The sequence below is a fragment of the Jannaschia sp. W003 genome (assembly GCF_025144335.1).
Taxonomy (GTDB): Bacteria; Pseudomonadota; Alphaproteobacteria; order Rhodobacterales; family Rhodobacteraceae; genus Jannaschia.
The window spans coordinates 2,455,286-2,480,250 of record NZ_CP083539.1; the positions used below are offsets into that span (position 1 = coordinate 2,455,286).

Here is a 24,965-nt window from a genome sequence, read left to right on the forward strand (position 1 = left end):
CGCAACTCTCCTAGATGCAGTCGATCGTGGCAGTGTCTCGCGACCTTGATCGGCGCGCTCCTAGCGCATGTCAACGCCGGGCGTCACCCCGATCCTCCCCGTCGGCGTGTTTCGGGGCCTCCCGGCGCGCGCCTACCAGCGCAGCGCCACCGCGCCCCAGGCGAGGCCGCCGCCGATCGCCTCGGTCACGACCATCTCGCCCCGGCGCAGCTCGCCGCGGGCCGCGGCCACCGACATGGCCAGGGGGATCGAGGCGGCCGAGGTGTTGCCGTGGTCATGCACGGTGACCACCACGCGGTCCATCGGCAGGTTCAGCTTCTCGGCGGTGCGCCGGATGATGCGGATGTTCGCCTGGTGCGGCACCACGCGGTCGACCTCGTCGATGCCGACGCCGGCCTTGTCCAGCACCGCGAGGGTCGAGGCCGACAGCTTCTCGACGGCGTGGCGGAACACCTCCTTGCCGGCCATCATCAGGTGGCCGGTGGTGCGCGAGGCGGACACGCCGCCCGAGACCTGCAGGATCTCGCGGTAGCGCCCGTCGCTGTGCAGGTCGGTGGCGAGGATGCCGCGGTCGGCGCTGGTGCCCTCCCCCTCGTACGCCTCCATCACCACCGCGCCGGCGCCGTCGCCGAACAGCACGCAGGTGGTGCGGTCCTCCCAGTTGAGGATGCGGCTGAAGGTCTCCGCGCCGATCACCAGCACCCGCTCCGCCTGCCCCGAGGCGATCAGGGCGGAGGCGTTCGCGAGCGCGTAGATGAAGCCCGCGCAGACCGCCTGCACGTCGAAGGCGAAGCCGCGGGTCATGCCGAGCTTTTGCTGCACGATGGTGGCGGTGGCCGGGAAGGTGAGGTCGGGGGTGGAGGTCGCCACCACGATCGCGTCGACGGCGTCCACGTCCATCCCCGCGTCCTCCAGCGTGGCGCGGGCCGCGGCGGCGGCGAGGTCCGAGGTGTGCTCGCCCTCAGCGGCGAAGTGGCGGCGCTCGATGCCGGTGCGCGAGCGGATCCACTCGTCGGAGGTGGGCAGGAAGGTCGCGAACCAGTCGTTCGGGACGACCCGCTCGGGCAGGTAGTGCCCGACCCCGGCGACGCGGGCGCGGATCACGATTCGGCCTCGGCCATGGTGCCGGTCGCCTGCGTCACGCGGGCGCGCAGGCGGTCCGAGAACTCCGAGCAACTCAGGTCCCAGGCAAGGCCCACGGCCGCGGCCACGCCGGTCTCGTCCGAGGAGCCGTGGGATTTGACCACCGTGCCGTTCAGCCCAAGGAATACGCCGCCGTTCACGCGGCGCGGGTCGATCCGGGCGCGCATGGCGTTCAGCCCGCGCATCGACAGGAGCGCGCCCAGCTTCGAGAGCGGGCCCGCGCGGAACGCCTCGCCCACCATGTCGCGCACGAAGCGCGCCGTGCCCTCGCCGGTCTTGAGGGCGACGTTGCCGGTGAAGCCGTCGGTCACGATCACGTCCACGCCATCCGAGGGGATGTCGCCGCCCTCCACGAAGCCGACGAAGGCGAAGTCGTTGGCCTCGGCCAGGGCCTCGATGCGGTCGTGGGCCTCGCGCAGCTCGGGGCGGCCTTTGTGCTCCTCGGTGCCGACGTTGAGCAGCCCGACGCGCGGGCGCTCGAGGCCGAGGCCGTTGCGGGCGTAGCTCATGCCCATGAGGGCGTAGCGCAGGAGGTCCTCGGCGTCGGCGCGGATGTCGGCGCCCACGTCGAGCACCACGTTGAAGCCCGCGGGGTTCCGCGACGGCCAGAGGCAGGCGATCGCGGGGCGCGCCACGCCGGGCAGCTTGCGCAGGCGGATCGTGCTGATGGCCATGAGGGCGCCGGTGTTGCCGCAGGACACGCAGACCTCGGCCTCGCCGGCGCGCACGGCCTCCACGGCGGACCACATCGAGGTGTCCTTGCCGTTGCGCAGCACCTGCCCAGGCTTGTCCGTCATGGAGACGACGCCCTGCGCGTCGCGGAAGGTCACGTGATCGGACAGGCCCCGGCGGCGCGCCACGAGGCGGCGCAGTTCGTCCTCGGGGCCGTGGAGGAGGACGCGCATCGCGGGATTCGCGCGCACGGCCTTCGCCAGTCCGGCCACCACCGCCTCGGGGCCGAGGTCGCCGCCCATGGCGTCGACCGACAGCACGCCGCGGCGGCCTTCGCCGGAGACGGAAGGGGCGCCGTCAGCGGTCATCGCGCGGCGCCCCGATGGGTGTGCGTGCGTGGGTCATCGACCCTGCGGCCTCAGGCCGCGTCGTCGTCCAGCTCGACCGTGTCGGCGGCGACGACCTCGCGATCCGCGTAGTGGCCACAGGCGCCGCACACATGGTGCGGGCGCTTGAGCTCGCCGCAGTTCGGGCACTCGGCGGGGTTGCCGGGCACCAGGTGATCGTGGGCGCGGCGCATGTTGCGGCGCGAGCGGGTGACCTTGTTCTGCGGGACGGCCATGTCGATGTCCTCGGGCTGGGCGGCCGGCGTCCGGCCTCGATGCTGCGTTCCGGGTTCCCTAGTGGCGCGGTGCCGCAGGGTCCAGCGATTTCGGGCCGCGGGACGGGGCCCACGGCGAAGCGCGCGTCATACACCGATTCCCGCCGGGCGCAAGGCGAACGCCCTGCGGAAAGGCCGCGCGCCCGCACGCTACTCCTCCTCGCCGTCCATGCGGCGGCGCAGGTCGGCGAGACCCGCGAAGGGCCTGCGGCGCTCCGCCTCGATCGGCTCCGCCCCGGCCGGGCGCGCCTCCAGGTCGAGGGCGTCGGCCTCGGGGGCGCGCGGGAAGTCGGGCACGCCGAGGGCGATCTCCTCCTCCAGCACGAGGCCCAGGTCGAGCACAGCCGGCACCGGCTCCACGTCCTCGTCGGGGGTCTCGGTCTCGCCCTCGCCCGGCTCCTGCCAGTCCGCGGCGTAGCGGCGCGCGATGCGCTCCTCGATGCGCGTGACCACGGGCTCGGTGGTGACGCGGCAGGGCTGCACCACCGTGGCGCCGAGCTGCGCATCAAGCGTCCAGTCGCGGCCCGGCCCGGGCGCCAGCGTGCCCTCGAGACGCACCTTCCGGATGGCGTCCACGCCGAGGCGTTCGGCCAGCGCCGCGAGCTCGGCGCCCTCGGGCACGAGGCGGAACGCCGTGGGGCGGCGGTTCGGCAGGTCGGCGAGGCGGAGCGGATGGGAGACGACGGATTTCATGGTGGGGTCCGGCTCTGGGTGGTCTCGGGCGATGGCGGCGGCGGCACGGTCTGGACCCGCTCCGGCCGCCCGCGTAAGCCATGCGGGAAATCGAGGCCGCCCGCAACGGGCGGGGGAAACGGAAGGGTCGCCCATGCACCCGAGGACCATCGCCGCCGCGCTCGCGCTCGCCGCCCTCGCCGCGTGCGCGCCCACGTTCCGCAACCACGGCTACGCGCCCGACCCGGACCAGCTCGCGCGGCTGCGGATCGGGGCCGACACGCGCGAGACTGTGGAGGGCGCGGTGGGCCGTCCCTCGGCCGCCGGCGTGCTGGGCGCGGACACCTGGTACTACGTCGAGGAGCGGCGGCGGCAGTTCGGGCCCTCGGCGCCCGTGCCGATCCGGCGCGAGGTGGTGGCGATCTCGTTCGCGCCCGACGGGCGGCTGCGGAACGTGGAGCGGTTCGGCCTGGAGGCGGGGCGCGTGGTCCCCCTCTCGCGGCGCGTGACCACGAGCACGATCCGCGACTTCGGCCTCCTGCAGCAGCTGCTGCGCAACCTCGGGCGGGTGGACGTGGGCGAGGCGCTGGCCGACGCCAACTGAGCGCCCCCTGCCCCCCCTCAGGCGAGCGTGATGGGGATGCGGCGGTTGCCGCGGCCCTTGCTGGCGAACTTGCCGACGCGCAGGATGCCGATCTCGGCCGTCGAGCGCACGTGGGTTCCGCCGCAGGGCTGCAGGTCGACGCCGTCCCCGATGCGCACCAGCCGGATGCGCCCCGCGCCCCGGGGCGGCTGCACCCGCAGCGTCTTCACCAGCCCCGGATTGCGGTCCAGCTCCGCCTCGTCGATCCACTCCGCGGTGACGGGATGGTCCTGCGCGATCAGCGTGGTGAGCTTGGCCTGCACGAACTCGGGCGTGATGGTCGGCTCGGGCATGTCGAAGTCGAGCCGCGACTTCTCGGCGCCGATCTGGCCGCCGGTGACGGGCAGCGGCACGACCACCGACAGGAGGTGCAGCGCGGTGTGCATCCGCATGTGGCGGTGCCGCCGTTCCCAGTCGAGGCGCATCTCCACGTCCGCGCCCACGGGCGGCAGTACCACCGGCTCCGCGGGCACGTGGGCGATGCGCCCGTCCGCGCCGCGCACGGCGCTGCCGACCTCGCACACGCCGCCCTCCCAGGCGATGCGCCCCGAATCGCCCGGCTGCCCGCCGCCGCGCGCGTAGAAGATGGTGCGGTCCAGGACCACGCCGCCCTCCTCGGTGATCGCCTCGACGCGGGCCGGGGCGGTCTTGAGGTAGGGGTCCGCCACGTAGAGGGCGTCGGTCACGCGAAGACCTCCGGAACCGACCGCCCGCCTTCCAGCCACCGCGGCACCGGCAGGTCCTTGGACCGCAGGAACGCCGGATCGAACAGCTTGGACTGGTAGCGCGTGCCGTAGTCGCACAGGATCGTCACGATCGTGTGCCCCGGCCCCATCTCGCGGGCCATGGTCATGGCGCCGCCGACGTTGATCCCCGACGAGCCGCCGAGGCACAGCCCCTCGTTCTCCAGCAGGTCGAAAACGATCTCCACTGCGGTGCGGTCGTCCACGCGGCAGGCGAAGTCCGGCATGAAGCCCTCGAGGTTGGCGGTGATGCGCCCCTGCCCGATGCCTTCCGTGATCGAGCCGCCCTCGGCGCCCAGCTCGCCTTGGGTGTAGTACTTCCACAGCGCCGAGCCGTAGGGGTCCGACAGCCCGACCTTCACGCCGTTGGGCTGCAGCGCCATGCCCACGCCCGCGAGCGTTCCGCCCGAGCCGACGGCGCAGATGAACCCGTCCACCTGGCCATCGGTCTGCGCCCAGATCTCCGGCCCCGTGGTCTCGACGTGGGCCTGGCGGTTGGCGGTGTTGTCGAACTGGTTGGCCCAGATCGCGCCGCCCGGCTCGGACTGGGCCAGCCGCTCGGCCAGGCGGCCCGAGTACTTCACGTAGTTGTTCGGGTCGCGGTAGGGCACCGCGGGCACCTCGACCAGCTCCGCCCCGGCGAGGCGGATCATGTCCTTCTTCTCACGGCTCTGCGTCTCGGGGATCACCACCACCGAGCGGAAGCCCATCGACGCGCCCACCAGTGCCAGCCCGATGCCGGTGTTGCCGGCGGTGCCTTCCACGATCGTGCCGCCGGGGCGCAGCGCGCCGCGCGCCACCGCGTCGCGGATGATGAAGAGGGCCGCGCGGTCCTTCACCGACTGGCCGGGGTTCAGGAACTCGCACTTGCCCAGGATCTCGCAGCCGGTCGCCTCGGACGCCCCCCGGAGGCGGATCAGGGGCGTGTTGCCGATGGCGGCGGCGAGGTCGGGATGGCGTGGGCCGGGCGCGACCTCGACGGGGCGCGTGGCGGGAACGATGCGGTCGGATTGGGACACGGGGACTACGCCTTCGGCCGGGGAGGAGACGCACCGGGGATAGCGGCCGCCCCCCGACCCCGCAAGGCGCACGCCCCGCTTGCCGCCGTGCCGCCGGCGGCGGTAGAATGCGCCGGAGGGGTGGTTAGCTCAGCTGGTAGAGCGTCTCGTTTACACCGAGGATGTCGGGGGTTCGAACCCCTCACCACCCACCATGCACAGCCCTACCCGGGTGCACGCCATGAGAGAGCCGATCGGCCACTTCCTCGACGCCTGCGCGGGGGCGCAAAGCGTGGGGCATCTCTGGCGCGCGGCCCTGCGCTTCGCCGCGAGCCGGGACGTTCCCTTCGTGCACTACCGCGCCGTGGGCGGCTGGGCCGACGCTCTCCTGAACCGCCGCGGGCACGCGCACCGGAACCACGGCTACCCGCGCGCCTGGGCGATCGCCTTCTACCGCAACCGCTGGGACCGCGACGATCCCTCGGTCCCGCTGGCCACCGCCCTCGGCCGGCCGTTCCTGTGGCGCGACATCCCCGCGCTGACGGACCTCACCCGCGCCCAGCGCGCGGTGATCGAGGGGGCCGCCGCCGTCGGCGTGCGCGACGGCCTTAGCTTCCGCGTGCACGGCCCGCGCGGGCGCCACGGCTACGTGGGCCTCGGCTTCGGCGCGGAGCCGCGTCAGCCCGAACCGGGCGAGATCTTCGAGATCTACGCGGCCGCACAGATGGCGCACCTGCGCCTGCTGGAGCTGGTGCCCGACACGCGCGAGCCGCTCGGCGACCTGTCGGCCCGCGAGCGCGAGGTCCTGCAATGGCTCGTGCGCGGGCTCAGCAACGCCGCCATCGCCCGCGAGATCGGCGTGTCCGCCCACACCGTCGACACGCTGGTCCGGCGCATCTTCGCCAAGCTCGGCGTGCGGGACCGCACCACCGCGGCGGTGCGCGCCGTGGAGGCGGGACTGGTCCGCTCCGGTTGAGGCGAGGTTTCTCGCGAATGTCCCCCATCCGCGTGACAGACGCGGCGGGGCGCATCCTCTATGGGTCTCGCCGTTCCCTTACGGTTGTATGCCCCGATGCGAATTCGTTCAGTCCGTCGCGCCCCGCCGTCCGTCCCGCAACGCGGGAAGCCCGATCCCGGTCGCCTCGAAGCCCCCGTCCACCGCCAGTCGCTGCCCCGTCACGAAGGACGCCGCCGGCGAGAGAAGCCAGCGGATCGCCTCGGCGATCTCGGTCTCGTTGCCGTAGCGGCCCAGCGGGATCGCGTCGTGGTAGGCGTCGATGATGTCCGGGGTGTGCACCGCCATCGCCAGCTTGGTGCGCACCGGTCCGGGGCAGACGCAGTTGACCCGGATGCCGTGCTCGCCCAGCTCCACGGCCTGCTGCGCGGCGAGATGGGCGATGCCCGCCTTCGAGGTGCCGTAGGCCACCCGCAGCGTCGAGGCCCGCAGCGCCGAGATCGAGGCGATGTTGACCACCGCGCCCCGCGCGGCCTTCAGCGCCGGCAGGAGGGCCTGGGTCACGAGGAACGGGCCGTCGAGGTTGGTGCGCATCACCGCGCGCCAGCGCTCGAACGTCGTGTCCTCGATCGGGCCGAAGTCCGCGAGGCCGGCGTTGTTCACCAGCGCGTCGACCCGCGGGCAGTCCGCGGCGAACGCGGCCACGGCGTCGGGGTCGCCGACGTCGCACGCATGCGCGGTCGCGCCGGGCACCTCGCCCACGGCGCGGGCCAGTTCCTCGCCGTCGATGTCGAGCATCCGCACGCGCGCTCCGTCCGCCGCGAGCAGCCGCGCGGTGGCGAGGCCGATGCCCCGCGCCGCGCCCGTGACCACGGCGATGCGTTCCGATTCCATGAGCCGTCCCTCCCGGCGCGGAGCGTCTCGTGAACGCGCCCGAGCCGCAAGCGCGGACGCTTGCCCGCGCCGTCGATCCACGTGGCGGAACGCTGCTGGGCGTCGCGGTGCTCGATGCGGTCCGCGCCGTGGGGGGCGGCGGCACGTCCGCCGGGTGGCTGGCTATCGACTGCGCGGCGCAACTCGTCGCGCTGGCCGAGGAGGCACTCGGACCGGACGCGCCGCGCGCCCAGCGCGAGGCCCTCGCGGCCGCCACGGCGGCGCTGCGCGACGCCGGCGCCGCGGAGTGAGGGCGGCGGTGCTTGGCGGCGCCTTTGCCGCTTGACGCGCCCCGGCCCGTTCCCTATCCCGCCCCCACGCCGGGAACGGCGGGCGCTGCGCGGTTGTAGCTCAGTTGGTTAGAGTACCGGCCTGTCACGCCGGGGGTCGCGGGTTCGAGCCCCGTCAACCGCGCCACCGCCCACCCGTTCCCGCCGTGATGCGCGGTTGTAGCTCAGTTGGTTAGAGTACCGGCCTGTCACGCCGGGGGTCGCGGGTTCGAGCCCCGTCAACCGCGCCACTCACCCCCCATTCCGGATGATGCGCTTCGGCGCGGTGCGTCCGCGCGGGGGGCGACGTCGTTCGCCGCCCCCCACGCCGTCAGCCGAGCGCCTTCGCCGCCAGTCGCGGCAGCATCGCCGAGAAGTCCCGGCCCCGCCCGTCCTCGTCCTCGACGAACTGGCGATACTGGCGCATGGCCTCCTCGCCCACCGGCACGACCGCCCCGGCCGCCTCGGCGGCCCGGATCGCGAGTCCGAGATCCTTGAGCATCAACTCCGCCGCGAAGCCCGGTCGGTAGTCGTTGTCTGAGGGCGACTTCGGCCCCACGCCGGGCGCCGGACAGTAGGTGGTTAGCGACCAGGACTGCCCCGACGAAGTGGACGCGACGTCGTACATCGCCTGCCGGTCGAGCCCCAGCTTGTCGGCCAGCGCGAAGGCCTCGCAAGTCACGGCCATGGTCGCGCCGAGGATCATGTTGTTGCAGATCTTGGCCGCCTGCCCGTTCCCCGCGTCGCCGCAGTGCACGGTGCGCCCGCCCATGATGTCGAGCAGCGGCCTCGCCCGCTCCAGCGCGTCCGCCGCGCCGCCGACCATGAAGGTCAGCGTGCCCGCGTCGGCGCCGCCGATCCCGCCCGAGACGGGGGCGTCGAGGAAGCCGCAGCCCCGTTCCTCGCACTGCGCGGCCACGGCGCGCGCGCTCTCCACGTCGACGGTGGAGCAGTCCAGCAGGATCGCCCCCGCCTCCATCGCGGGCACCACTTCGTCCGCGACCTTCCGCAGGATGTCGCCGTTCGGCAGCATGGTGATGACCACCTCCGCGCCCTGCGCCACCTCGGCCGCCGACGCGGCCTTCTCCACCCCCTTGGGCATTGGCGCGGCGAGGTCGAAGCCGCGCACCGCGTGGCCCTCGCGCGCGAGGTTGCGGGCCATGGGGCCGCCCATGTTGCCCAGACCGATGAAACCGACCTTCATGCCTCGTCCTCCCAGTTCAGTCCGTCCGCGCCCAGCGGCATCAGCATCCGCACGACCTCGGCACGGGCGACGGCCTCGGGGCCGTCGTGGCGCCACTTCGGGTCGCGGTCCTTGTCGATCACCTGCGCGCGGATGCCCTCGACGAAGTCGCCGTGCTCCAGCGCGCGGTAGGTGAAGCGAAACTCCTGCGCCAGCGCGCGCTCGATGGTGGGGTCGTCGCCGAGCCGGTGGATGATCTCCACCGCGCAGGCCATCGAGAGCGGCGCGTTCCGCGCCATCGCCTCGCGCGCATGGGTAGCCGCAGGACCCTCCTCGCCCGCCAGCCCGCGAGCGATGTCGCCCAGCGTCTCGCCCGCGAAGAGCCGGTCGATCTCCGCCTGCCACGCGGCGAGGGGCGCCTCGGGCGGCGCGGCGGAGGCGGCATCCACCACCGACGGGTCGCCCGTCTCGCACAGCCGTGCCTTCAGCGCCTCCCAGTCGCCGGGCGCGTTGAAGTCCGCGAACCCCGCGTGGATCGCGTCGCCCGGTCCCATGCGATAGCCCGTGACCCCGAGGAACTCGCCCAGCCGTCCCGGCGCGCGCGCGAGCCAGAGCGAGCCGCCGACGTCCGGCACCAGCCCGATGCCGCATTCCGGCATCGCGATGCGGCTCGTGTCGTTCACCACCCGGTGCGAGGCGTGGCAGCCGACGCCGACGCCGCCGCCCATTGTGAAGCCGTGGAGGAACGCGACCACGGGCTTGGGGAAGTGGAACAGCTTGCGGTTCATCCGGTATTCGTCGCGCCAGAAGTCCTGCCCGTAGCGCCACTCGCCCCGCAGCCCGGCGGCGTGCATCGCGGTGATGTCGCCGCCCGCACAGAAGGCCCGGTCCCCGGCCCCGTCGATCACCACCGCGGCCACCGCGTCGTCGTCGCGCCATGCATCGAGCGCCTGCTCTATCGCCAGGCACATCGCGTGGGTCAGCGCGTTGAGCGCCTTCGGCCGATCCAGCGTGATCCGCCCCGCGCGCCCCTCGACGCGCACGTGTATCTCGTCGCTCAAGGTCCGTTCTTCCTCTGGCCGTAAATATCTCGGGGGTCCGGGGGCAGAGCCCCCGGGACGTCACGCCGCCAGCATCTGCCGCGCCACGATCATCCGCATGATCTCGTTCGTGCCCTCCAGGATCTGGTGCACCCGCAAGTCGCGGCTCAGCTTCTCGATCCCGTAGTCGGCCAGATACCCGTAGCCGCCATGCAGCTGGAGGCAGCCGTCCACGACGCGCGAGCCGACCTCGGTCACCATCTTCTTGGCCATGGCGCAGTGCTTCGTCGCATCGGGCGCGCCGTGGTCCAGCTTCCACGCCGCCTGGCGCAGGAACACGCGCGCCGCCTCCAGCTCGATCTCCATGTCCGCGAGGCGGAACTGGAGCGCTTGGAACTCGGCGATGGGGCGCCCGAAGGCCTGCCGCTCGCGCATGTAGGCGACGGTCTGGTCCATGGCCTGCTGCGCGGCGCCCAGCGAGCAGGCCGCGATGTTGAGCCGCCCGCCGTCGAGGCCGGCCATGGCGTAGCGGAAGCCATGGCCCTCCTCGCCCAGCAGGTTGCCCGCGGGGATCGGCGCGCCGTCGAGCTGCACCTGCCGGGTGGGCTGCGAGCGCCAGCCCATCTTGTCCTCCAGCCCGCCGAAGCTGAGGCCGTCGGTGCCGTCCTCGACCACGAAGGCCGAGATGCCCTTCGGCCCCGCCTCGCCGGAGCGGGCCATGACGACGTAGGCGTCGGAATAACCGCCGCCCGAGATGAACGCCTTGGTGCCCGTGAGGCGCCAGCCCTCGTTGGTGCGCTCGGCCCGGGTCTTGAGAGCGGCGGCGTCCGAGCCCGAGCCGGGCTCGGTCAGGCAGTAGGACAGGAACGTCTCGGCCGTGAGCGCCTTGGCGAGGTAGCGGTCCTTTAGCCCCGGGGAGCCGAAGCCGTCGATCATCTTGGCGCACATGTTGTGGATCGACAGGAAGGCCGCCGTTGAGGGGCACGCCATGGACAGCGCCTCGAACACCAGCGTGGCGTCCAGCCGCGATAGACCCGAGCCGCCCGACTCCTCGGACACGTAGAGGCCGGCGAAGCCCAGCTCGGCCAGCTTGGGCCAGAGCGCGCGGGGAATGTCACCCGCCGCTTCCCACTCGCGGGCGTGGGGGGCGATCTCGGCGCGGCCGACCTCGCGGGCCATGTCGAAGATGGCGACGGATTCCTCGGAAAGCGCGAAGTCCATGATCCCTCCCCGGAACTGAACGGTCGTTCAATTGATAGCGCCTCCCGCGGGGGCGCGCCAGTGGGGGGCTTGCCGCCGGCGCCCCGGCGCCCCACAGGCGCGCCATGGACATGCAAGGCACTGTGGACGCCATCGCGGACGCGATGGCGGGGGAGACGGATCGCGGCGCGGTGGCGCGCTACATTCCCGAGCTCGCGAAGGTGGACCCGGCGCGGTTCGGCATCGCCGTCGCCACGGCGGACGGCGGCCTCTACGCGGCTGGCGACGCGCGCGTGCCCTTCTCGATCCAATCGGTGTCGAAGGTGTTCACGCTCGCCCTCGCGCTCGGGCAGCGAGGCGACGCGCTCTGGCGGCGGGTGGGGCGTGAGCCGTCGGGGCACGCCTTCAACTCGATCCTGCAGCTCGAGCACGAGGCGGGGCTCCCCCGGAACCCGTTCATCAACGCGGGCGCGCTGGTGGTCACCGATACGATCCTGGAAGGACACCAGCCACGCGAGGTACTGGGCGAGTTGCTGCGCTTCGTGCGCGCGGCCTCGGGCGACGAGGCGATCCACATCGACGAGGCGGTGGCGGCCTCCGAGCAGCGGACCGGCCACCGCAACACGGCGCTCGCGGAGTTCATGGCCGCGCACGGCAACATGGTGAACCCGGTGGCGCTGACCTGCGGCACCTACTTCCACCAGTGCGCGATCGAGATGACATGCGTGCAGCTCGCCCTCGCCGGGCGGTTCCTGGTGGGCGCCGGCGACGGGCCGCACTTAGTGGCGCCCCCGCGGATGCGGCGCATCCTGGCGCTGATGATGACCTGCGGGCACTACGATGCGTCGGGCGACTTCGCCTACCGCGTGGGCCTTCCGGGCAAGTCGGGCGTGGGCGGCGGCATCCTCGTGATCGCGCCGGGGCGGGCCTCGGTGGCGGTGTGGTCGCCTGGGCTCAACCGCAACGGCAACTCGGCACTGGGCACGCGCGCGGTGGAGCGCCTCGCGCGGGAAACCGGCTGGTCGGTGTTCGAGTAGGCGCAAACGCAAAGGGGCGCCCCGAGGGGCGCCCCATTCCGTGTCAGTGCGCGGTGGCACCCTCGCCGCTGTCCTTGGCCTTGGCCGCCAAGGCGGCGGCCTCCTCCTCGGCGGCCTCGTCCCACTCGATGGGCTGGGGCGCCTCGACGAGAGCCAGCTTCAGCACTTCGGACACGTGGGTGACAGGCACGATCTCCAGCCCCTCCTTCACGTTGTCGGGGATCTCGGCGAGGTCCTTCACGTTCTCCTCGGGAATCAGCACCGTCTTCACGCCGCCGCGCAGGGCTGCGAGCAGCTTCTCCTTGAGGCCCCCGATCGGCATGGCGTTGCCGCGCAAGCTGACCTCGCCGGTCATGGCGATGTCCTTGCGGACCGGAATCTGCGTCAGTACCGAGACGATCGAGGTGACCATCGCAAGGCCCGCCGACGGCCCGTCCTTGGGCGTCGCCCCGTCGGGCACGTGGACGTGGATGTCGAGCTTGTCGAACTTGGGCGGCTTCACCCCGATCTGCGGCGCGACCGAGCGCACGTAGCTGCTCGCCGCATCGATCGACTCCTTCATCACGTCGCCCAACTTGCCGGTGGTCTTCATCCGGCCCTTGCCCGGCAGGCGCAGCGCCTCGATCTGCAGGAGGTCGCCGCCAACGGAGGTGTAGGCGAGGCCCGTCACGACGCCGATCTGGTCGTCCTTCTCGGTCAAGCCGTAGCGGTACTTCTTCGGCCCGAGAAAGTCGTCGAGGTTGCCCGCGTCGATCCGCACCGCGTCCTGCTTCTTGCCGACGATGCGCGTGACCGCCTTGCGCGCCAGCTTGGCCAGCTCGCGCTCGAGGTTCCGCACGCCCGCCTCGCGGGTGTAGGTGCGCACCATCTCCTGCAGGGCATCGTCGCCGATCTCGAACTCGCCCTTGCGCAGGCCGTGGTTCTTGACCTGCTTCGGCAAGAGGTGCTGCTTGGCGATCTCCACCTTCTCGTCCTCGGTGTAGCCGGCCAGCGGAATGATCTCCATCCGGTCCAGCAGCGGGCCGGGCATGTTGTAGGAGTTCGCCGTGGTCAGGAACATCACGTCCGACAGGTCGTACTCGACCTCCAGGTAGTGGTCCGAGAAGGTCGAGTTCTGCTCGGGGTCGAGCACCTCGAGCATCGCCGACGCCGGATCGCCGCGGAAGTCCTGGCCCATCTTGTCGATCTCGTCGAGCAGGATGAGGGGATTGGTTGTCTTGGCCTTCTTCAGTGCCTGGATGATCTTGCCGGGCATGGAGCCGATGTAGGTCCGGCGGTGGCCGCGAATCTCGGACTCGTCGCGCACGCCGCCGAGCGAGATGCGGATGAACTCGCGCCCCGTGGCCTTGGCGACCGACTTGCCGAGCGACGTCTTGCCCACGCCCGGCGGGCCGACGAGGCACAGGATCGGCCCCTTCAGCTTGGCCGAGCGCGCCTGCACGGCGAGGTACTCGACGATACGCTCCTTGACCTTCTCGAGGCCGTAGTGGTCGCGGTCGAGCACTTCCTGCGCCTTGCCGATGTCCTTCTTGACGCGGGACTTCGTGCCCCACGGGATCGACAGCATCCAGTCGAGGTAGTTGCGCACGACCGTCGCCTCGGCGGACATGGGCGACATAGCCTTGAGCTTCTTGAGCTCGCCCTCGGCCTTCTCGCGCGCTTCCTTGGACAGCTTGGTCTCGGCGATGCGCTTCTCGAGCTCGGCGACCTCGTTGGACTCCTCGCCGTCGCCCAGCTCCTTCTGGATCGCCTTCATTTGCTCGTTGAGATAGTACTCGCGCTGCGTGCGCTCCATCTGGGACTTCACGCGGCTCTTGATGCGCTTCTCGACCTGCAGCACGGACATCTCGCCCTGCATCAGGCCGAACGCCTTCTCCAGACGCTCCGACACCACGAGCACCTCCAGAAGCTCCTGCTTCTGCGCGACCTCGACGCCGAGGTGGCCGGCCACGAGGTCGACCAGCTTGGCCGGATCCTGCGCCTCGGCCACGGCGCCCAGCGCCTCCTCGGGAATGTTCTTCTTGACCTTGGCGTAACGCTCGAACTCCTCGGCCACGGAGCGCATCAGCGCGCGCACGGCGTCGGGGTCGCCCTCGGTCTCGGTCAGCGCGGCGGCCTCGGCCTCGAAGAAGCGGTCGTTCTCGTTGAAGCTCACGATGTTCACGCGCGAGCGGCCCTCGACCAGCACCTTCACGGTGCCGTCGGGCAGCTTGAGCAGTTGCAGCACGTTCGCGAGCACGCCGATGCGGTAGATGCCGTCGGCGTCGGGCTCGTCCACGGCCGGGTCGACCTGGCTGGAGAGCAGGATCTGCTTGTCGTCCTGCATCACCTCCTCGAGGGCGCGCACGGACTTCTCGCGGCCGACGAAGAGCGGCACGATCATGTGCGGAAACACCACGATGTCGCGCAGCGGCAGGACGGGATGGGTGGTGGTGGCGGTCATGTCTGGTCCCTTTCGCGAAGGCCGCGGGCCCCGATCGTCGGCGGCGGTGCGGGCCTTCCGTGTTGTCACGCATCAGTTGGGGACGGCGCGGCGCCCGTTCAACGCGGCGCGGGTCGGATGCCCTTCAACCGTGCCGGACGGCGCGGCGCAAGAGCGGGTATCGCCGGAATCAGATGGGTTCGACGTCGCCCAGCGCCTCGTCGGCCTCGAAGTCCCGGCGCCACGCCTCGAAACCACCGTCGACGATCGCGTCGCGCATCCCGGCCATCAACGCCCCGTAGTAGTGGAGGTTGTGCCAGCTCAGCAGCGTGGCCGCGATCATTTCCTTCGCGCGCACTACGTGGTGGAGGTAGGCGCGGCTGTAGCGGGCGCAGGCCGGGCAGGTGCAGTCCTCGTCGAGGGGCCGGGGGTCGTCGCGGTGGCGGGCGTTGCGCAGGTTCACCTGCCCGCGCCGCGTCCACGCCTGCCCCGTGCGCCCCGAGCGCGTGGGCAGCACGCAGTCCATCATGTCGATGCCGCGCGCCACGGCGCCCACGATGTCGGCGGGCTTGCCCACCCCCATCAGGTAGCGGGGCCGGTCCTCGGGCAGCTGCGCGGGCGCGAAGTCGAGCACGCGGAACATGGCCTCCTGCCCCTCGCCCACGGCCAGCCCGCCCACGGCGTAGCCCTCGAAGCCGATGCCCCGCAGCGCCTCGGCGCTCTCGCCGCGCAGGTCTTCGTCGAGCCCGCCCTGCTGGATGCCGAACAGCGCGTGGCCGGGGCGATCGCCGAACGCCGTGCGCGAGCGCTCCGCCCAGCGCATCGACAGGCGCATCGAGGCGGCGACGCGCTCGCGGGGCGCGGGCAGCGCGGGGCACTCGTCGAAGGCCATCACGATGTCCGAGCCGAGGAGGCGCTGGATCTCCATCGACCGCTCCGGCGTCAGGCGGTGCCTGGACCCGTCCACATGAGAGCGGAAGGTCACGCCGTCTTCATCCAGTTTACGCAGCTCGGCAAGGCTCATCACCTGATAGCCCCCCGAATCGGTGAGGATCGGGCGCTCCCAGTCCATGAACCGGTGCAGCCCGCCGAGTCGGTCGATCCGCTCGGCGCCTGGGCGAAGCATCAAGTGGTAGGTGTTGCCGAGGATCACGTCCGCCCCGGTCTCGCGCACCTGCGCGGGCAGCATCGCCTTTACGGTCGCGGCCGTGCCCACGGGCATGAAGGCGGGGGTGCGGATCGCGCCGCGCGGCGTGTCGATGCGGCCCGTCCGGGCGCGCCCGTCGGTCGCGGCGAGCGTGAAGCGGAAGCGGTCGGTCGCGGTCATCGCGCGGGGGTGGACCGGCCGGGGCTCGAACGCAAGGGCGTGCCGATCGTGGGGGGGTCGCGGAGACGCGCCACTCACCTCGCGTCTCCGCTCGAAGGGTCAGATGGAACCGCCCCACGTGGGCTAAAATACCCTTTTGCAATGTGCTAGGAGCTACACAGTTAACGAGTTTGGCCCAATCCCCCCGGTGGGGGGGGGGAGGCGGTGGAAGGGGAACGTCCGACGATGCTCATGAACGCATGTGCCCGGGTCGAGGCCGCGGACACGATCGAAGCCGTTTGGGACCTCGCGATCCAGGCGTTCGCCGCGGAGGGGATCGACGTTGTCATCCTCCTGTCGTCCGATCCGTCGCACCGCGACGTCCGGGTCCTCACGAACGTCCCCGCAATCTACGAGGGCTGGGACGCGGCGCGCGATCCGTTCCTCGACCACTGCTGCCGCAGCTACGCGATCATGCCCACCGGCGCTGAGTTCGGCTGCGAGTACGACTATCTCGGCGAGGACGACCGCGCGTTCATCGATCGCGCGGCGACCCTCGGCTTCCGCTCGGGGCTGGCGATCCCCGTCCGGATGCAGGGGGCGGGACGCTTCGGCGGGTTCAACCTCGGCACCCCGCTGCCACGCGCGGAGTTCGAGCGACGCATCCTGCCGTTCCGCGAGACGTTCCGCCTGTTCTGCCTCGTGGTGCACCGCCGCCTGACCGAGCTGGGCTTCGAGCGCGCGCCCGCGCGGATGCCCTGCGTCTCCGACGACCCCGCGAGCTTCACGCCGCCCGCCCTGCGCCCCGCCGAGCTGCATCCCGAAGCGTCGGCCCCCCTCTCGCCGCGCGAGAAGGAGGTGCTGCTGCTGCAGATGCAGGGCCTGAAGCGCAAGGAGGTCGCCCGCATCTGCGCGATCTCGCCCCACACGGTCGCCGAGTACACCGCGAAGGCCTACCGCAAGCTTGGCGTCAGCAACCGCATGGAGGCGGCGCAGCTTCTCTGGTCGGAGCGCTAGGCAAGCGCGGCCGCGACGAGTCGGCGATGCGCGGCGAATGTCCGCCCCCGCGCGGCGCGGGCGTCCCGCACTGGACGGCGGGGCGCGCAATTCCTACTGTAACGGTCGACCATTCGCACCGGCGGAGCCGAGCCATGACCGACCAGACCCCGATGGAAGGCGCGCCGCTGATCCGGCCGTCCTCGACCGACCACCCCCTCCACGAGAGCATCGTGGAAGCGTGCCGCTCGGTCTACGACCCCGAGATTCCCGTCAACATCTACGACCTCGGGCTGATCTACACGATCGACATCGACGCCGCGGGCGACGTGACCGTGGTGATGACGCTGACCGCGCCGGGCTGCCCCGTGGCCGGCGAGATGCCCGGCTGGGTGGCCGACGCCGTGGAGCCCCTGCCCGGCGTGCGCTCGGTCGACGTAGAGCTGGTCTGGGATCCGCCCTGGGGCATGGAGATGATGAGCGACGAGGCACGCCTCGAGCTCGGCTTCATGTAGGGCGGAACCCTCCCCCCTGGACGCGGTTGGGCCGGATGACGCATGCCCGCCGCCGCCCGCCCGCCCCGCTCGCCGCCCTTCTCCCCCTCCTCCTCGCCGCGCTGCTGCTCCTCGCCGGTCCCCTGCGCGCGCAGGAGGACGCGGTCTTCGAGGTCGACGGTCTGAATGCCGGCCTCGGCGCGGTGCCCGATCGCGTCGACCGCCGCACCCCGCGCACCGCCATCGGCAGCTTCTTGGAATCCGCCGCCCGCAAGGACTGGGATGCCGCCGCGCACCTCCTCGACCTGCGCGACGTGCCCGAGGCCGATCAGGCCCGCGAGGGGCCGATCCTGGCCCGCCAGCTTCACGTCGTGCTGGACCGAAAGGCGGTGTTGGACTGGGCCGACCTGCGCCAGCGCCCCGACGCGCTGCAGGCGCTGGGCGGCTCGCAGCAGGCGCAGGCGGGCGAGCCGCGCCGCTCGCTGCTGATCCGCGAGCTGGATCTCGACTTCGCCCCCGCCGCGATCCTCCTGAACCGCGTGAAGCCGGGCGAGGACGCCGATCCCGTCTGGGTGTTCCCGCAGGAGACGGTGGCCGACGTGCCGGCCCTCTACCGCCTCTACGGGCCGTCCGAGTTCGAGAGCCGCCTGCCGGAAGTCCTGCTGCAGGAGGGGTTCTGGGGGCTGATGTGGTGGGAGATCCTCGGGCTGCCGATCATGATCCTCGCCGCGATCGCGCTCGCCTGGGCGATCCACCGGGCGTTCGACACCGTGCGGCGCAGCTCGGACCAGGCGATGGTGCGCGGCGTGATGGACGCGCTCAGCACTCCCGCCGTGATCGCCGGCGTCACCGCCTTCGTGGGCTGGAGCGCGGGCACGATCTTCGTGTTCTCGGGGCGCATCGACGCCTTCATCTCGCCGCTCGTCGCCATTGGGTACGTGCTCGCCGTGCTGATGATCGTGATGAACGTGATCGACGCCGTGCTCGACAACACCATCGCCCCCGGCGAGGGCGTGGACCTCACGACGGCGGAGCGCGACGAGGCCCGCTCGACGGCCACGCGCCTCAACGCCATCAAGCGCATCGCGGCCATCGTGATCTTCCTCGTGGGCGCCGGCATCGTGCTGAGCACCGCCGACGTGTTCCGCGGCCTGGGCCTCAGCCTCCTCGCTTCTGCCGGCGCCTTGACCCTCGTGGTCGGCTTCGCGGCGCGCAACGTGCTCGGCAACATCATGGCGTCGCTCCAGATCGCCCTGAACCAGTCGGCGCGGGTGGGCGACCGGATCGTCTGGAAGGAGCACCTGTGTTACGTGGAGCGCATCCACCTCACCTTCGTGCAGCTGCGCGACTGGGACGACACCCGCGTGATCGTGCCCGTGGAGGAGTTCGTGTCCGAGACCTTCACCAACTGGTCAATCCAGGACCCGGCGATGCTGCGCATCCTGAAGTTCAAGATCCTGCCCGACGCGGACCTCGATGCGCTGAACGAAGCCTTCGCCGACATCATGCGCGAGCTGAAGGACGGCGACGAGGTCGGCCCCTGGATCGCCGATCTCGACGACGTGAAGATGAACATTACCGGGCAGGACGTGTTCGGCCTCGACGTGTGGTTCTACGCCCCCTGCACCGATCCCAACAACTCTTGGACAGTGGCCTGCGAGGCGCGCGAGCGGCTGGTGAAGGCGATCCAGCGCATGGCCGAGGCGCGGGGCCGGCCGATCTTCCCCGAGGCGACCCCGGCCGAGGGGGCGTGACGGCCCCGCCCCTTGAGACCGCGCCCCGCGGGCCATAGGTTCGAGGGCGAAGGAGCGCGCCCATGTTCTCGATCCCCGGCCAGTCCCCCGTTACCGTGACCCCCGCCGCCGCCCGCCAGATCGCGCGGCTGATGGCGAAGTCCGACGCCTTCGGCCTGCGGCTCGGGGTCAAGAAGGGCGGCTGCGCGGGCATGGAGTACACCATGGACTACGTGCCCGAGGCGCAGCCCCACGACGAGGTGATCGCCGTGGATACGCCCGACGGCGGCGCGGCGCGGGTGCTGATCGCGCCGATGGCGCAGATGTTCCTGTTCGGCACCGAGATTGACTACGAGACCGGGCTGCTGGAGTCGGGCTTCCGCTTCCGCAACCCGAACGTGGTGGACGCCTGCGGCTGCGGCGAGTCGATCAAGTTCGACGCCGCTCTGGGCACGCCCGGCTGAGGCGGCTATCCCCTCCGCAACAGCAGGAGGGACCCCCATGCAGCCTCGCAAGATCGCCGCCGGCAACTGGAAGATGAACGGCACGCCCGCCGACATCCCCGAGGCGCACGGCATCGCCGAGGCCGCCGCCGCCTGGGCCGGGGTCACGGTGCTCTGCCCGCCCGCCACGCTGATCTCCCAGCTCGCCGCGGAGGTGCCCGGCTCGGCGCTCAAGCTCGGCGGGCAGTGCTGCCACCCGGCGGCGAAGGGCGCGCATACGGGCGACGTCTCCGCGCCGATGCTGGCCTCGGCGGGCGCCACCTTCTGCATCGCCGGCCACTCCGAGCGCCGCGCCGACCATGGCGAGACCGACGCGGACGTGGCGCGCCAGTGCGAGGCGATCTGGGCCGCGGGCATGACCGCAATCATGTGCATCGGCGAGACGCTCGCGCAGCGCGAGGCGGGCGAGACGCTGGACGTGCTCGCCGCCCAGCTCGACGGCTCCCTGCCCGCGCGCGCCACGGCCGCGAACACTGTGGTCGCCTACGAGCCGGTCTGGGCCATCGGAACGGGGCGCGTCGCCTCGCCCGAGCAGGTGGCCGAGGTTCACGATGCCCTGCGCGCCCGCCTGCGCGCGCGCATGAAGGACGGCGCGGGGGTGTCGCTGCTCTATGGCGGCTCGGTGAAGGCCGCCAACGCGGCCGAGCTGTTCGCACTCGAGAACGCCGACGGCGCGCTCGTCGGCGGGGCGAGCCTGAAGGCCGACGACTTCGTGCCGATCGTGAAGGCGCTCGCCGCCAGTTGAGGCGCCGGCGGGGGCCTCGCGCCCCCGCCACGCTACCGGACGATGATCTCTGGTCCCATCACCAGTGTCGGCAACCATGTCGAGATCGCCGGGATGTAGGTGACCATGATCAGGAACACGAACAGCACCGCCAGGAACGGCAGCGCCGCGCGGACCACGCCCATCATCGACATGCCCGCGACCCCGGAGGTCACGAAGAGGTTCAGACCCACGGGCGGCGTGATCATTCCGATCTCCATGTTCACCACCATGATGATGCCGAGGTGGATCGGGTCGATGCCCAGCTCGATCGCGATCGGGAACACCAGCGGGGCGACGATGACCAGCAATCCGCTCGGCTCCATGAACTGGCCGCCGATCAGGAGGATCACGTTCACGACGATCAGGAAGGTGATCGGCCCAAGGCCCGCCGACAGCATCGCGCCCGCGATGTGCTGGGGGATCTGCTCGTCGGTCAGCACGTGCTTGAGGATCAGCGCGTTGGCGATGATGAACATCAGCATCACTGTCAGCTTGCCCGCCTCCAGCAGCGTGTCGCGGGTGTCGCGGTGCACGAAGGCCGTCAGCAGCGCCCAAGGCCGGCGCAGGAGCGAGCGGGGCGTGCCCTCGACGGGGCCGGCGACCATCGCGCCCGCGGGCCGCGCAGCCTTCGCCGCCAGCGGGCCGATGTCGCGGTAGACGAACATGGCCACGATGAAGGCGTAGACCGAGGCGACGGCGGCGGCCTCTGTGGGCGTGAAGATCGCCCCCGTCACGCCGGGGATGCCGTAGATGCCGACCATGATGATGGCGATCAGCATCAGGCCCCAGAACGCGTCGCGGAAGCTCTCCCAGACCTCGGACCAGCCGGCGAACTCGCCCGCGGGCATGTTCCGGATGCGCGCGAAGACGTAGATCGTGACCATCAGCATGAGGCCCGCCAGCAGCCCGGGAATGACGCCTGCGAGGAACATGCGGCCCACGCTGACGTCGGTGGCCGAGGCGTAGACCACCATGACGATCGAGGGGGGGATCAAGATGCCGAGCGTGCCGGCGTTGCAGATCACGCCGGCCGCGAACTCCTTGGTGTAGCCCGCGCGGGTCATGGCGGCGATCACGATCGAGCCGATGGCGACTACCGTGGCGGGCGAGGAGCCGGACAGGGCGGCGAACAGCATGCAGGCGAACACGCCCGCGATGGCGAGGCCGCCGCGCAGGTGGCCCACGCAGGCGATCGAGAAGCGGATGATCCGCCGCGCCACGCCGCCCGTGGACATGAAGCTGCTGGCCAGCACAAAGAACGGGATGGCGAGCAGCGTGTAGTGCCCGTCCATGGCGTTGTAGAAGCTCTGGGCGATCGAGGCGAGCGAGGTGGTCGAGAAGGCGAGCAGGAACACCGTGGAGCTGAAGCCCAGGGCCACGGCGATCGGCACGCCGAGTAGCAGCAGCCCGACGATCAGCACGAAGAGGAGGACGACTTCCATCGGGGCGGACCTTCGCGTTCAGCGCCCGGCGGGGGGCGGCATGTGGGAGCCTTCGTAGACGTCGCGCGCGGCCTCGCCGGCGGGCGCGTGGTGGGCGCGCGCGACCTCCTCCACGGCGTCCTCGGCCTCGTGACTGACGATCAGGCTCTCGGCGTCGCCGCGCACGATGCGCACCGTGGCCTGCACCACGCGGAACAGGATCAGCGCACAGCCCACGGGCAGGATGACGTAGGGAATGACGCGGGGCAGCTTCTCGTATTCCTCGCCCATGTTGATCGCGCCCTCGAGCCAGCGGAACACGCCGGGCATGGGCACCTGGTCGGTCATGTAGAAGGCCTGGTCGCGGGTGCGCTCGTCGAAGCCGGTGGGGAACCAGCGGCCCGTGGTGCGCTCGAAGCCTGCGAAGGGCGCCCAGTAGTCCCACGCGCCCTTCAGGAGCAGCGCGGCGTAGGCGATCGTCACGGCGCACGCCACGAGCGCGGCGGCGCGGCGCAGCCGCGGCGACATCACGTTCGTCAGGGCGTCCACGCCGAGATGCGAGGTGACCTTGAAGCCGTAGCTGACGCCGAAGATCACCAGCCACGAGAACAGGATCAGCACAACCTCCAGCCCCCAGATCAGCGAGGAGCCGAACACGTAGCGCAGGACCACGTTCACGAAGGTCAGGAGCGTCATCAGCCCGAGGAGCACCGCGATGGCGTTCTCCTCGAAGCCGTGGACGAACCTGCCCACGCGCCCCTTGGGCCGGTACTTCGATGCGCTCATGGCTCCCCCTCCCGCGCGCGTGGCGGCCCGGCCCGCCGCGAGGGCGGGCCGGTCCGGATCATGGCCGGATCAGGAGCCTTCGCTCACCGCGAGCGCGGCGTCGATGTTCTCCTGGCCGATGCCATCGGCGAACTTCTCCCAGACGGGACGCATCGCATCGACCCAGGCCTGGCGCTGCTCGGGCGTCAGCTCGCGGATCGTGCCGCCGGCGTCGAGGATCGCCTGACGCGCCTCGGCGTCGACGTCGTTCACGGCCGCGTTCCGCTCGGCGGTCACCTCGTCGAGGATGGTCATGAACTGGTCGCGGACCTCGGGGTCGAGGCCGTCGAGCCAGTCGACCGAGGTCACGACCAGGTAGTCGAGCACGCCGTGGTTGGTCTCGGTCGAGCCGTCCTGCACCTCGAAGAACTTCTGGCCGTAAATGTTGGACCAGGTGTTCTCCTGGCCATCCACGACGCCGGTCTGCAGCGCGCCGTAGACCTCGGAGAAGGCCATGGGCTGCGCCGAGGCGCCGAGCTGCTCGATCTGGGCGATGATCACGTCCGAGGGCTGGACGCGGAACTTCACGCCCTGGGCATCCGTCGGCTCGACCAGCGGCCGGTTGGCGGACATCTGCTTCATGCCGTTGTGCCAGAAGGCGAGGCCCTGCAGGCCGCGGCGCTGCATGGAGTCCTTGAGCTCCTGCCCGCGCTCGCCGGCCTGGAACTTGTCGACCGCGGCGATGTCGGGGAACAGGAACGGCAGGTCGAAGATCTGGAACGTCTTCGAGAAGGTCTCGAACTTCGACAGCGAGGGCGCGGCGAGCTGCACGTCGCCCTGTAGCATGGCCTCGAGCACGGCGTCGTCGTCGTAGAGCGTGGAGTTCGGATAGACCTCCATGCACATCTTGCCGTCCATCTCGGCGTTGACCCGCTCCATCAGCAGGTTCGCGGCGATGCCCTTGGGGTGGCGGTCGGTGTTGGTGACGTGGCTGAACTTGGCGACGACCTCCCCGTCCTCGCAGGACGCGAAGGCGGGGGCGGCAACGGCGGCGAGCGCCAGCGCCGTGGCGGCGGTGGTGAAGAGCTTCATCGATTTCCTCCCTTTGCGCAGTCTTGTGGTGCGCTGCCCCGTAGCTAGCGACTCCTGCGGCGCGGTCAAAGAGAAAGCTGCACGGCTTGACCGCGCCGGGGCGGGCGGGCACCCGCGGGGCATGGAGCGCGTCCGGCAGTCCCCCACCGATCCGGCCTTCGTGCAGGACCCCTACACGTTCTACGACCGGTTGCGCCCGCTGGGTCCGCTTGCGTGGTGGGAGGACTACGCGATGCCCGTCGCCGCCTCGCGCGCCGCCGTCGACGCGCTGCTGCGCGACCGGCGGCTGGGGCGCGAGGACCCGTTCCCGCCCGCGCGGCCCGCGCATCAGGCGGGCTTCTGGGCGGTCGAGGACCACTCCATGCTGGAGCTGGAGCCGCCCCGCCACACGCGCCTGCGCGGGCAGGTGCTGCGCGCCTTCACCTCGCGGCGCATCGCCGCCATGGCCCCCGAGATCGCCGCCCTCGCCGCCGAGCTGGTGGCGGCCTTCCCCACGGGTCCGTTCGAACTGCTCGACGCCTTCGCCCGCCCCCTGCCCGTCCGCGTGATCGCCCGGCTCCTCGGCGTGCCCGAGGCGGACGCGCCGGACCTCCTGCGCTGGTCGAACGCGATGGTGGGCATGTACCAGGCGGGCCGGACCCGCGCCCACGAGGTGGCGGCCGCCGGGGCGGCGCGGGACTTCACCGCCTATCTCGGCGACGTGTTCGCGGCACGGACCCGCCGCCCCGGCGACGATCTGGTCAGCCAGTTGCTCGCGGTCGAAGCCGAGGGCACCCTGAGCCGCGCCGAGGTCAACGCCACCTGCATCCTCCTCCTTAACGCCGGCCACGAAGCGACCGTGCACACGCTGGGCAACGGCGTGCGGGCGCTGGTGGAGGCGGGGCTGTGGGGCGCCGAACCAACCCCCGCCCTTGTGGAGGAGGTGCTGCGCTTCGACGCGCCGCTGCACCTCTTCACGCGCTACGCGCAGGAGGACGTGGAGCTGTTCGGCCACCCCCTGCGGCGGGGACAGCAGGTCGGGCTGCTGCTGGGCGCCGCGAACCGCGACCCGACGGCCTACGCGGAGCCGGACCGCTTCGACCCCGCGCGGTTCCCGGACGCCCCGCCGCCCGTCGGCTTCGGCGCGGGTCTGCACTTCTGCCTCGGCGCCCCGCTCGCGCGGCTGGAGCTGCTGGAGGGCCTGCGGGCGCTGATGACGGTCCCGCTGCGATTGGTGGAGCCGCCGCGCTACGCGGACATCTACCACTTCCACGGGCTGGAACGGCTGGTCGTGGAGACCGCGAAGTCTTCGTGAAGACTTCGCCCGGGGAGCCTTTGC

25 protein-coding genes and 3 tRNA genes are annotated in these 24,965 nt (G+C 71.5%); 13 read left to right on the top strand and 15 right to left on the bottom strand.

The window, feature by feature from the left end; genetic code table 11:
- Positions 1-132: 132 nt before the first annotated feature.
- The 4 genes from K3554_RS12050 to K3554_RS12065 form a co-directional block, all read right to left on the bottom strand.
- Positions 133-1,107 carry a beta-ketoacyl-ACP synthase III gene (locus K3554_RS12050; protein ID WP_259945922.1) on the bottom strand — a complete coding sequence of 325 codons (975 nt, stop codon included), beginning with the start codon at positions 1,105-1,107 and terminating at the stop codon, positions 133-135.
- Entirely contained in the window at positions 1,101-2,183 is a 1,083-nt protein-coding gene (gene plsX, locus K3554_RS12055) for a phosphate acyltransferase PlsX (protein WP_259940586.1), read from the bottom strand. Before plsX ends, K3554_RS12050 begins: the two co-directional genes overlap by 7 nt.
- Before the next feature lie 50 nt (positions 2,184-2,233).
- The gene (gene rpmF / locus K3554_RS12060; RefSeq protein ID WP_259940587.1) at positions 2,234-2,437 is read right to left on the bottom strand and encodes a 50S ribosomal protein L32; all 204 of its coding nucleotides are present in this window, start codon (positions 2,435-2,437) and stop codon (positions 2,234-2,236) included.
- A 189-nt stretch (positions 2,438-2,626) separates the two neighbouring features.
- A complete protein-coding gene (locus K3554_RS12065; protein WP_259940590.1) occupies positions 2,627-3,169 on the bottom strand; it encodes a DUF177 domain-containing protein in 543 nt (180 codons plus the stop codon).
- 133 nt (positions 3,170-3,302) lie between these two features.
- Here K3554_RS12065 and K3554_RS12070 point away from each other — a divergent pair, with 133 nt between their 5' ends.
- On the top strand, positions 3,303-3,752 hold the full coding sequence (locus K3554_RS12070) for an outer membrane protein assembly factor BamE (RefSeq protein ID WP_259940591.1): 450 nt from the start codon (positions 3,303-3,305) through the stop codon (positions 3,750-3,752).
- A gap of 17 nt (positions 3,753-3,769) precedes the next feature.
- Here the strand turns inward: K3554_RS12070 and K3554_RS12075 are convergent, their stop codons facing one another.
- Both K3554_RS12075 and K3554_RS12080 read right to left on the bottom strand, forming a co-directional pair.
- Entirely contained in the window at positions 3,770-4,477 is a 708-nt protein-coding gene (locus K3554_RS12075) for an alanyl-tRNA editing protein (protein ID WP_259940592.1), read from the bottom strand.
- Complete coding sequence (locus K3554_RS12080) at positions 4,474-5,535, bottom strand: cysteine synthase A (protein WP_409197354.1); 1,062 nt, start codon at positions 5,533-5,535, stop codon at positions 4,474-4,476. The genes K3554_RS12075 and K3554_RS12080 overlap by 4 nt, the downstream gene beginning before the upstream one ends.
- Before the next feature lie 136 nt (positions 5,536-5,671).
- Here K3554_RS12080 and K3554_RS12085 point away from each other — a divergent pair.
- Both K3554_RS12085 and K3554_RS12090 read left to right on the top strand, forming a co-directional pair.
- Positions 5,672-5,747 (top strand) — tRNA-Val (locus tag K3554_RS12085).
- Positions 5,748-5,773: 26 nt separating this feature from the next.
- Positions 5,774-6,508 carry a LuxR family transcriptional regulator gene (locus tag K3554_RS12090; protein WP_259940594.1) on the top strand — a complete coding sequence of 245 codons (735 nt, stop codon included), beginning with the start codon at positions 5,774-5,776 and terminating at the stop codon, positions 6,506-6,508.
- Positions 6,509-6,616: 108 nt separating this feature from the next.
- On the opposite strand, the gene K3554_RS12095 is transcribed toward K3554_RS12090, so the two are convergent.
- A complete protein-coding gene (locus K3554_RS12095) occupies positions 6,617-7,381 on the bottom strand; it encodes an SDR family NAD(P)-dependent oxidoreductase (protein WP_259940595.1) in 765 nt (254 codons plus the stop codon).
- A 29-nt stretch (positions 7,382-7,410) separates the two neighbouring features.
- Here K3554_RS12095 and K3554_RS12100 point away from each other — a divergent pair, with 29 nt between their 5' ends.
- From K3554_RS12100 to K3554_RS12110, 3 genes are all read left to right on the top strand, one after another.
- Positions 7,411-7,671 (top strand): hypothetical protein, encoded by a 261-nt coding sequence (locus K3554_RS12100; RefSeq protein ID WP_259940596.1) that lies wholly within the window; start codon positions 7,411-7,413, stop codon positions 7,669-7,671.
- An 89-nt stretch (positions 7,672-7,760) separates the two neighbouring features.
- A tRNA-Asp gene (locus K3554_RS12105) sits at positions 7,761-7,837 on the top strand.
- A gap of 26 nt (positions 7,838-7,863) precedes the next feature.
- Positions 7,864-7,940: transfer RNA gene (locus K3554_RS12110), tRNA-Asp, on the top strand.
- 80 nt (positions 7,941-8,020) lie between these two features.
- On the opposite strand, the gene mmsB is transcribed toward K3554_RS12110, so the two are convergent.
- Genes mmsB through K3554_RS12125 form a run of 3 tightly spaced genes read right to left on the bottom strand, consistent with a single transcriptional unit; the run spans position 8,021 to position 11,133 of the window.
- The gene (gene mmsB, locus K3554_RS12115) at positions 8,021-8,893 is read right to left on the bottom strand and encodes a 3-hydroxyisobutyrate dehydrogenase (RefSeq protein WP_259940597.1); all 873 of its coding nucleotides are present in this window, start codon (positions 8,891-8,893) and stop codon (positions 8,021-8,023) included.
- Positions 8,890-9,933 carry an enoyl-CoA hydratase/isomerase family protein gene (locus K3554_RS12120; RefSeq protein WP_259940598.1) on the bottom strand — a complete coding sequence of 348 codons (1,044 nt, stop codon included), beginning with the start codon at positions 9,931-9,933 and terminating at the stop codon, positions 8,890-8,892. Before K3554_RS12120 ends, mmsB begins: the two co-directional genes overlap by 4 nt.
- Before the next feature lie 60 nt (positions 9,934-9,993).
- Positions 9,994-11,133, bottom strand: coding sequence for an acyl-CoA dehydrogenase family protein (locus K3554_RS12125; protein WP_259940599.1), 1,140 nt, complete (start codon positions 11,131-11,133; stop codon positions 9,994-9,996).
- Between the two features lie 104 nt (positions 11,134-11,237).
- Here K3554_RS12125 and K3554_RS12130 point away from each other — a divergent pair, with 104 nt between their 5' ends.
- A complete protein-coding gene (locus tag K3554_RS12130) occupies positions 11,238-12,149 on the top strand; it encodes a glutaminase (protein ID WP_259940601.1) in 912 nt (303 codons plus the stop codon).
- 43 nt (positions 12,150-12,192) lie between these two features.
- Here K3554_RS12130 and lon read toward each other — a convergent pair whose 3' ends face one another.
- On the bottom strand, positions 12,193-14,592 hold the full coding sequence (gene lon, locus K3554_RS12135; protein ID WP_259940603.1) for an endopeptidase La: 2,400 nt from the start codon (positions 14,590-14,592) through the stop codon (positions 12,193-12,195).
- A 169-nt stretch (positions 14,593-14,761) separates the two neighbouring features.
- A complete protein-coding gene (gene tgt, locus K3554_RS12140; protein WP_259940604.1) occupies positions 14,762-15,898 on the bottom strand; it encodes a tRNA guanosine(34) transglycosylase Tgt in 1,137 nt (378 codons plus the stop codon).
- Positions 15,899-16,129: 231 nt separating this feature from the next.
- Here tgt and K3554_RS12145 point away from each other — a divergent pair, with 231 nt between their 5' ends.
- The 5 genes from K3554_RS12145 to tpiA all read left to right on the top strand — a co-directional run bounded on the left by K3554_RS12145 (position 16,130) and on the right by tpiA (position 20,348).
- A complete protein-coding gene (locus K3554_RS12145) occupies positions 16,130-16,894 on the top strand; it encodes a LuxR family transcriptional regulator (RefSeq protein ID WP_259940606.1) in 765 nt (254 codons plus the stop codon).
- Positions 16,895-17,028: 134 nt separating this feature from the next.
- On the top strand, positions 17,029-17,388 hold the full coding sequence (locus K3554_RS12150) for an SUF system Fe-S cluster assembly protein (protein ID WP_259940608.1): 360 nt from the start codon (positions 17,029-17,031) through the stop codon (positions 17,386-17,388).
- 35 nt (positions 17,389-17,423) lie between these two features.
- Positions 17,424-19,121, top strand: a complete 1,698-nt coding sequence (locus K3554_RS12155; protein ID WP_259940610.1) for a mechanosensitive ion channel family protein — start codon at positions 17,424-17,426, stop codon at positions 19,119-19,121.
- Between the two features lie 62 nt (positions 19,122-19,183).
- Complete coding sequence (locus K3554_RS12160; RefSeq protein WP_259940612.1) at positions 19,184-19,564, top strand: iron-sulfur cluster assembly accessory protein; 381 nt, start codon at positions 19,184-19,186, stop codon at positions 19,562-19,564.
- Positions 19,565-19,601: 37 nt separating this feature from the next.
- Entirely contained in the window at positions 19,602-20,348 is a 747-nt protein-coding gene (gene tpiA / locus K3554_RS12165; protein WP_259940614.1) for a triose-phosphate isomerase, read from the top strand.
- Between the two features lie 32 nt (positions 20,349-20,380).
- Here tpiA and K3554_RS12170 read toward each other — a convergent pair whose 3' ends face one another.
- The 3 genes from K3554_RS12170 to K3554_RS12180 form a co-directional block, all read right to left on the bottom strand.
- The gene (locus K3554_RS12170) at positions 20,381-21,811 is read right to left on the bottom strand and encodes a TRAP transporter large permease (RefSeq protein WP_259940615.1); all 1,431 of its coding nucleotides are present in this window, start codon (positions 21,809-21,811) and stop codon (positions 20,381-20,383) included.
- A gap of 18 nt (positions 21,812-21,829) precedes the next feature.
- Positions 21,830-22,576: a TRAP transporter small permease gene (locus tag K3554_RS12175; protein ID WP_259940617.1), complete on the bottom strand. Its 747-nt coding sequence runs from the start codon at positions 22,574-22,576 to the stop codon at positions 21,830-21,832.
- Positions 22,577-22,645: 69 nt separating this feature from the next.
- Positions 22,646-23,647: a DctP family TRAP transporter solute-binding subunit gene (locus K3554_RS12180; protein ID WP_259940619.1), complete on the bottom strand. Its 1,002-nt coding sequence runs from the start codon at positions 23,645-23,647 to the stop codon at positions 22,646-22,648.
- A 121-nt stretch (positions 23,648-23,768) separates the two neighbouring features.
- Between K3554_RS12180 and K3554_RS12185 the strand changes: the two genes are divergently transcribed.
- Entirely contained in the window at positions 23,769-24,941 is a 1,173-nt protein-coding gene (locus K3554_RS12185; RefSeq protein ID WP_259940621.1) for a cytochrome P450, read from the top strand.
- The last annotated feature ends 24 nt before the right edge of the window (positions 24,942-24,965 follow it).

What these genes read in the sequence shown, in the direction of transcription:
- plsX (WP_259940586.1), bottom strand. Translation starts at nt 2,183, where the DNA reads ATGACCGCTGACGGCGCCCCTTCCGTCTCCGGCGAAGGCCGCCGCGGC.
- rpmF (WP_259940587.1), bottom strand. Translation starts at nt 2,437, where the DNA reads ATGGCCGTCCCGCAGAACAAGGTCACCCGCTCGCGCCGCAACATGCGC.
- K3554_RS12065 (WP_259940590.1), bottom strand. Translation starts at nt 3,169, where the DNA reads ATGAAATCCGTCGTCTCCCATCCGCTCCGCCTCGCCGACCTGCCGAAC.
- K3554_RS12070 (WP_259940591.1), top strand. Translation starts at nt 3,303, where the DNA reads ATGCACCCGAGGACCATCGCCGCCGCGCTCGCGCTCGCCGCCCTCGCC.
- K3554_RS12090 (WP_259940594.1), top strand. Translation starts at nt 5,774, where the DNA reads ATGAGAGAGCCGATCGGCCACTTCCTCGACGCCTGCGCGGGGGCGCAA.
- K3554_RS12095 (WP_259940595.1), bottom strand. Translation starts at nt 7,381, where the DNA reads ATGGAATCGGAACGCATCGCCGTGGTCACGGGCGCGGCGCGGGGCATC.
- mmsB (WP_259940597.1), bottom strand. Translation starts at nt 8,893, where the DNA reads ATGAAGGTCGGTTTCATCGGTCTGGGCAACATGGGCGGCCCCATGGCC.
- K3554_RS12125 (WP_259940599.1), bottom strand. Translation starts at nt 11,133, where the DNA reads ATGGACTTCGCGCTTTCCGAGGAATCCGTCGCCATCTTCGACATGGCC.
- K3554_RS12130 (WP_259940601.1), top strand. Translation starts at nt 11,238, where the DNA reads ATGGACATGCAAGGCACTGTGGACGCCATCGCGGACGCGATGGCGGGG.
- lon (WP_259940603.1), bottom strand. Translation starts at nt 14,592, where the DNA reads ATGACCGCCACCACCACCCATCCCGTCCTGCCGCTGCGCGACATCGTG.
- tgt (WP_259940604.1), bottom strand. Translation starts at nt 15,898, where the DNA reads ATGACCGCGACCGACCGCTTCCGCTTCACGCTCGCCGCGACCGACGGG.
- K3554_RS12145 (WP_259940606.1), top strand. Translation starts at nt 16,130, where the DNA reads ATGAACGCATGTGCCCGGGTCGAGGCCGCGGACACGATCGAAGCCGTT.
- K3554_RS12150 (WP_259940608.1), top strand. Translation starts at nt 17,029, where the DNA reads ATGACCGACCAGACCCCGATGGAAGGCGCGCCGCTGATCCGGCCGTCC.
- K3554_RS12155 (WP_259940610.1), top strand. Translation starts at nt 17,424, where the DNA reads ATGACGCATGCCCGCCGCCGCCCGCCCGCCCCGCTCGCCGCCCTTCTC.
- K3554_RS12160 (WP_259940612.1), top strand. Translation starts at nt 19,184, where the DNA reads ATGTTCTCGATCCCCGGCCAGTCCCCCGTTACCGTGACCCCCGCCGCC.
- tpiA (WP_259940614.1), top strand. Translation starts at nt 19,602, where the DNA reads ATGCAGCCTCGCAAGATCGCCGCCGGCAACTGGAAGATGAACGGCACG.
- K3554_RS12170 (WP_259940615.1), bottom strand. Translation starts at nt 21,811, where the DNA reads ATGGAAGTCGTCCTCCTCTTCGTGCTGATCGTCGGGCTGCTGCTACTC.
- K3554_RS12175 (WP_259940617.1), bottom strand. Translation starts at nt 22,576, where the DNA reads ATGAGCGCATCGAAGTACCGGCCCAAGGGGCGCGTGGGCAGGTTCGTC.
- K3554_RS12180 (WP_259940619.1), bottom strand. Translation starts at nt 23,647, where the DNA reads ATGAAGCTCTTCACCACCGCCGCCACGGCGCTGGCGCTCGCCGCCGTT.
- K3554_RS12185 (WP_259940621.1), top strand. Translation starts at nt 23,769, where the DNA reads ATGGAGCGCGTCCGGCAGTCCCCCACCGATCCGGCCTTCGTGCAGGAC.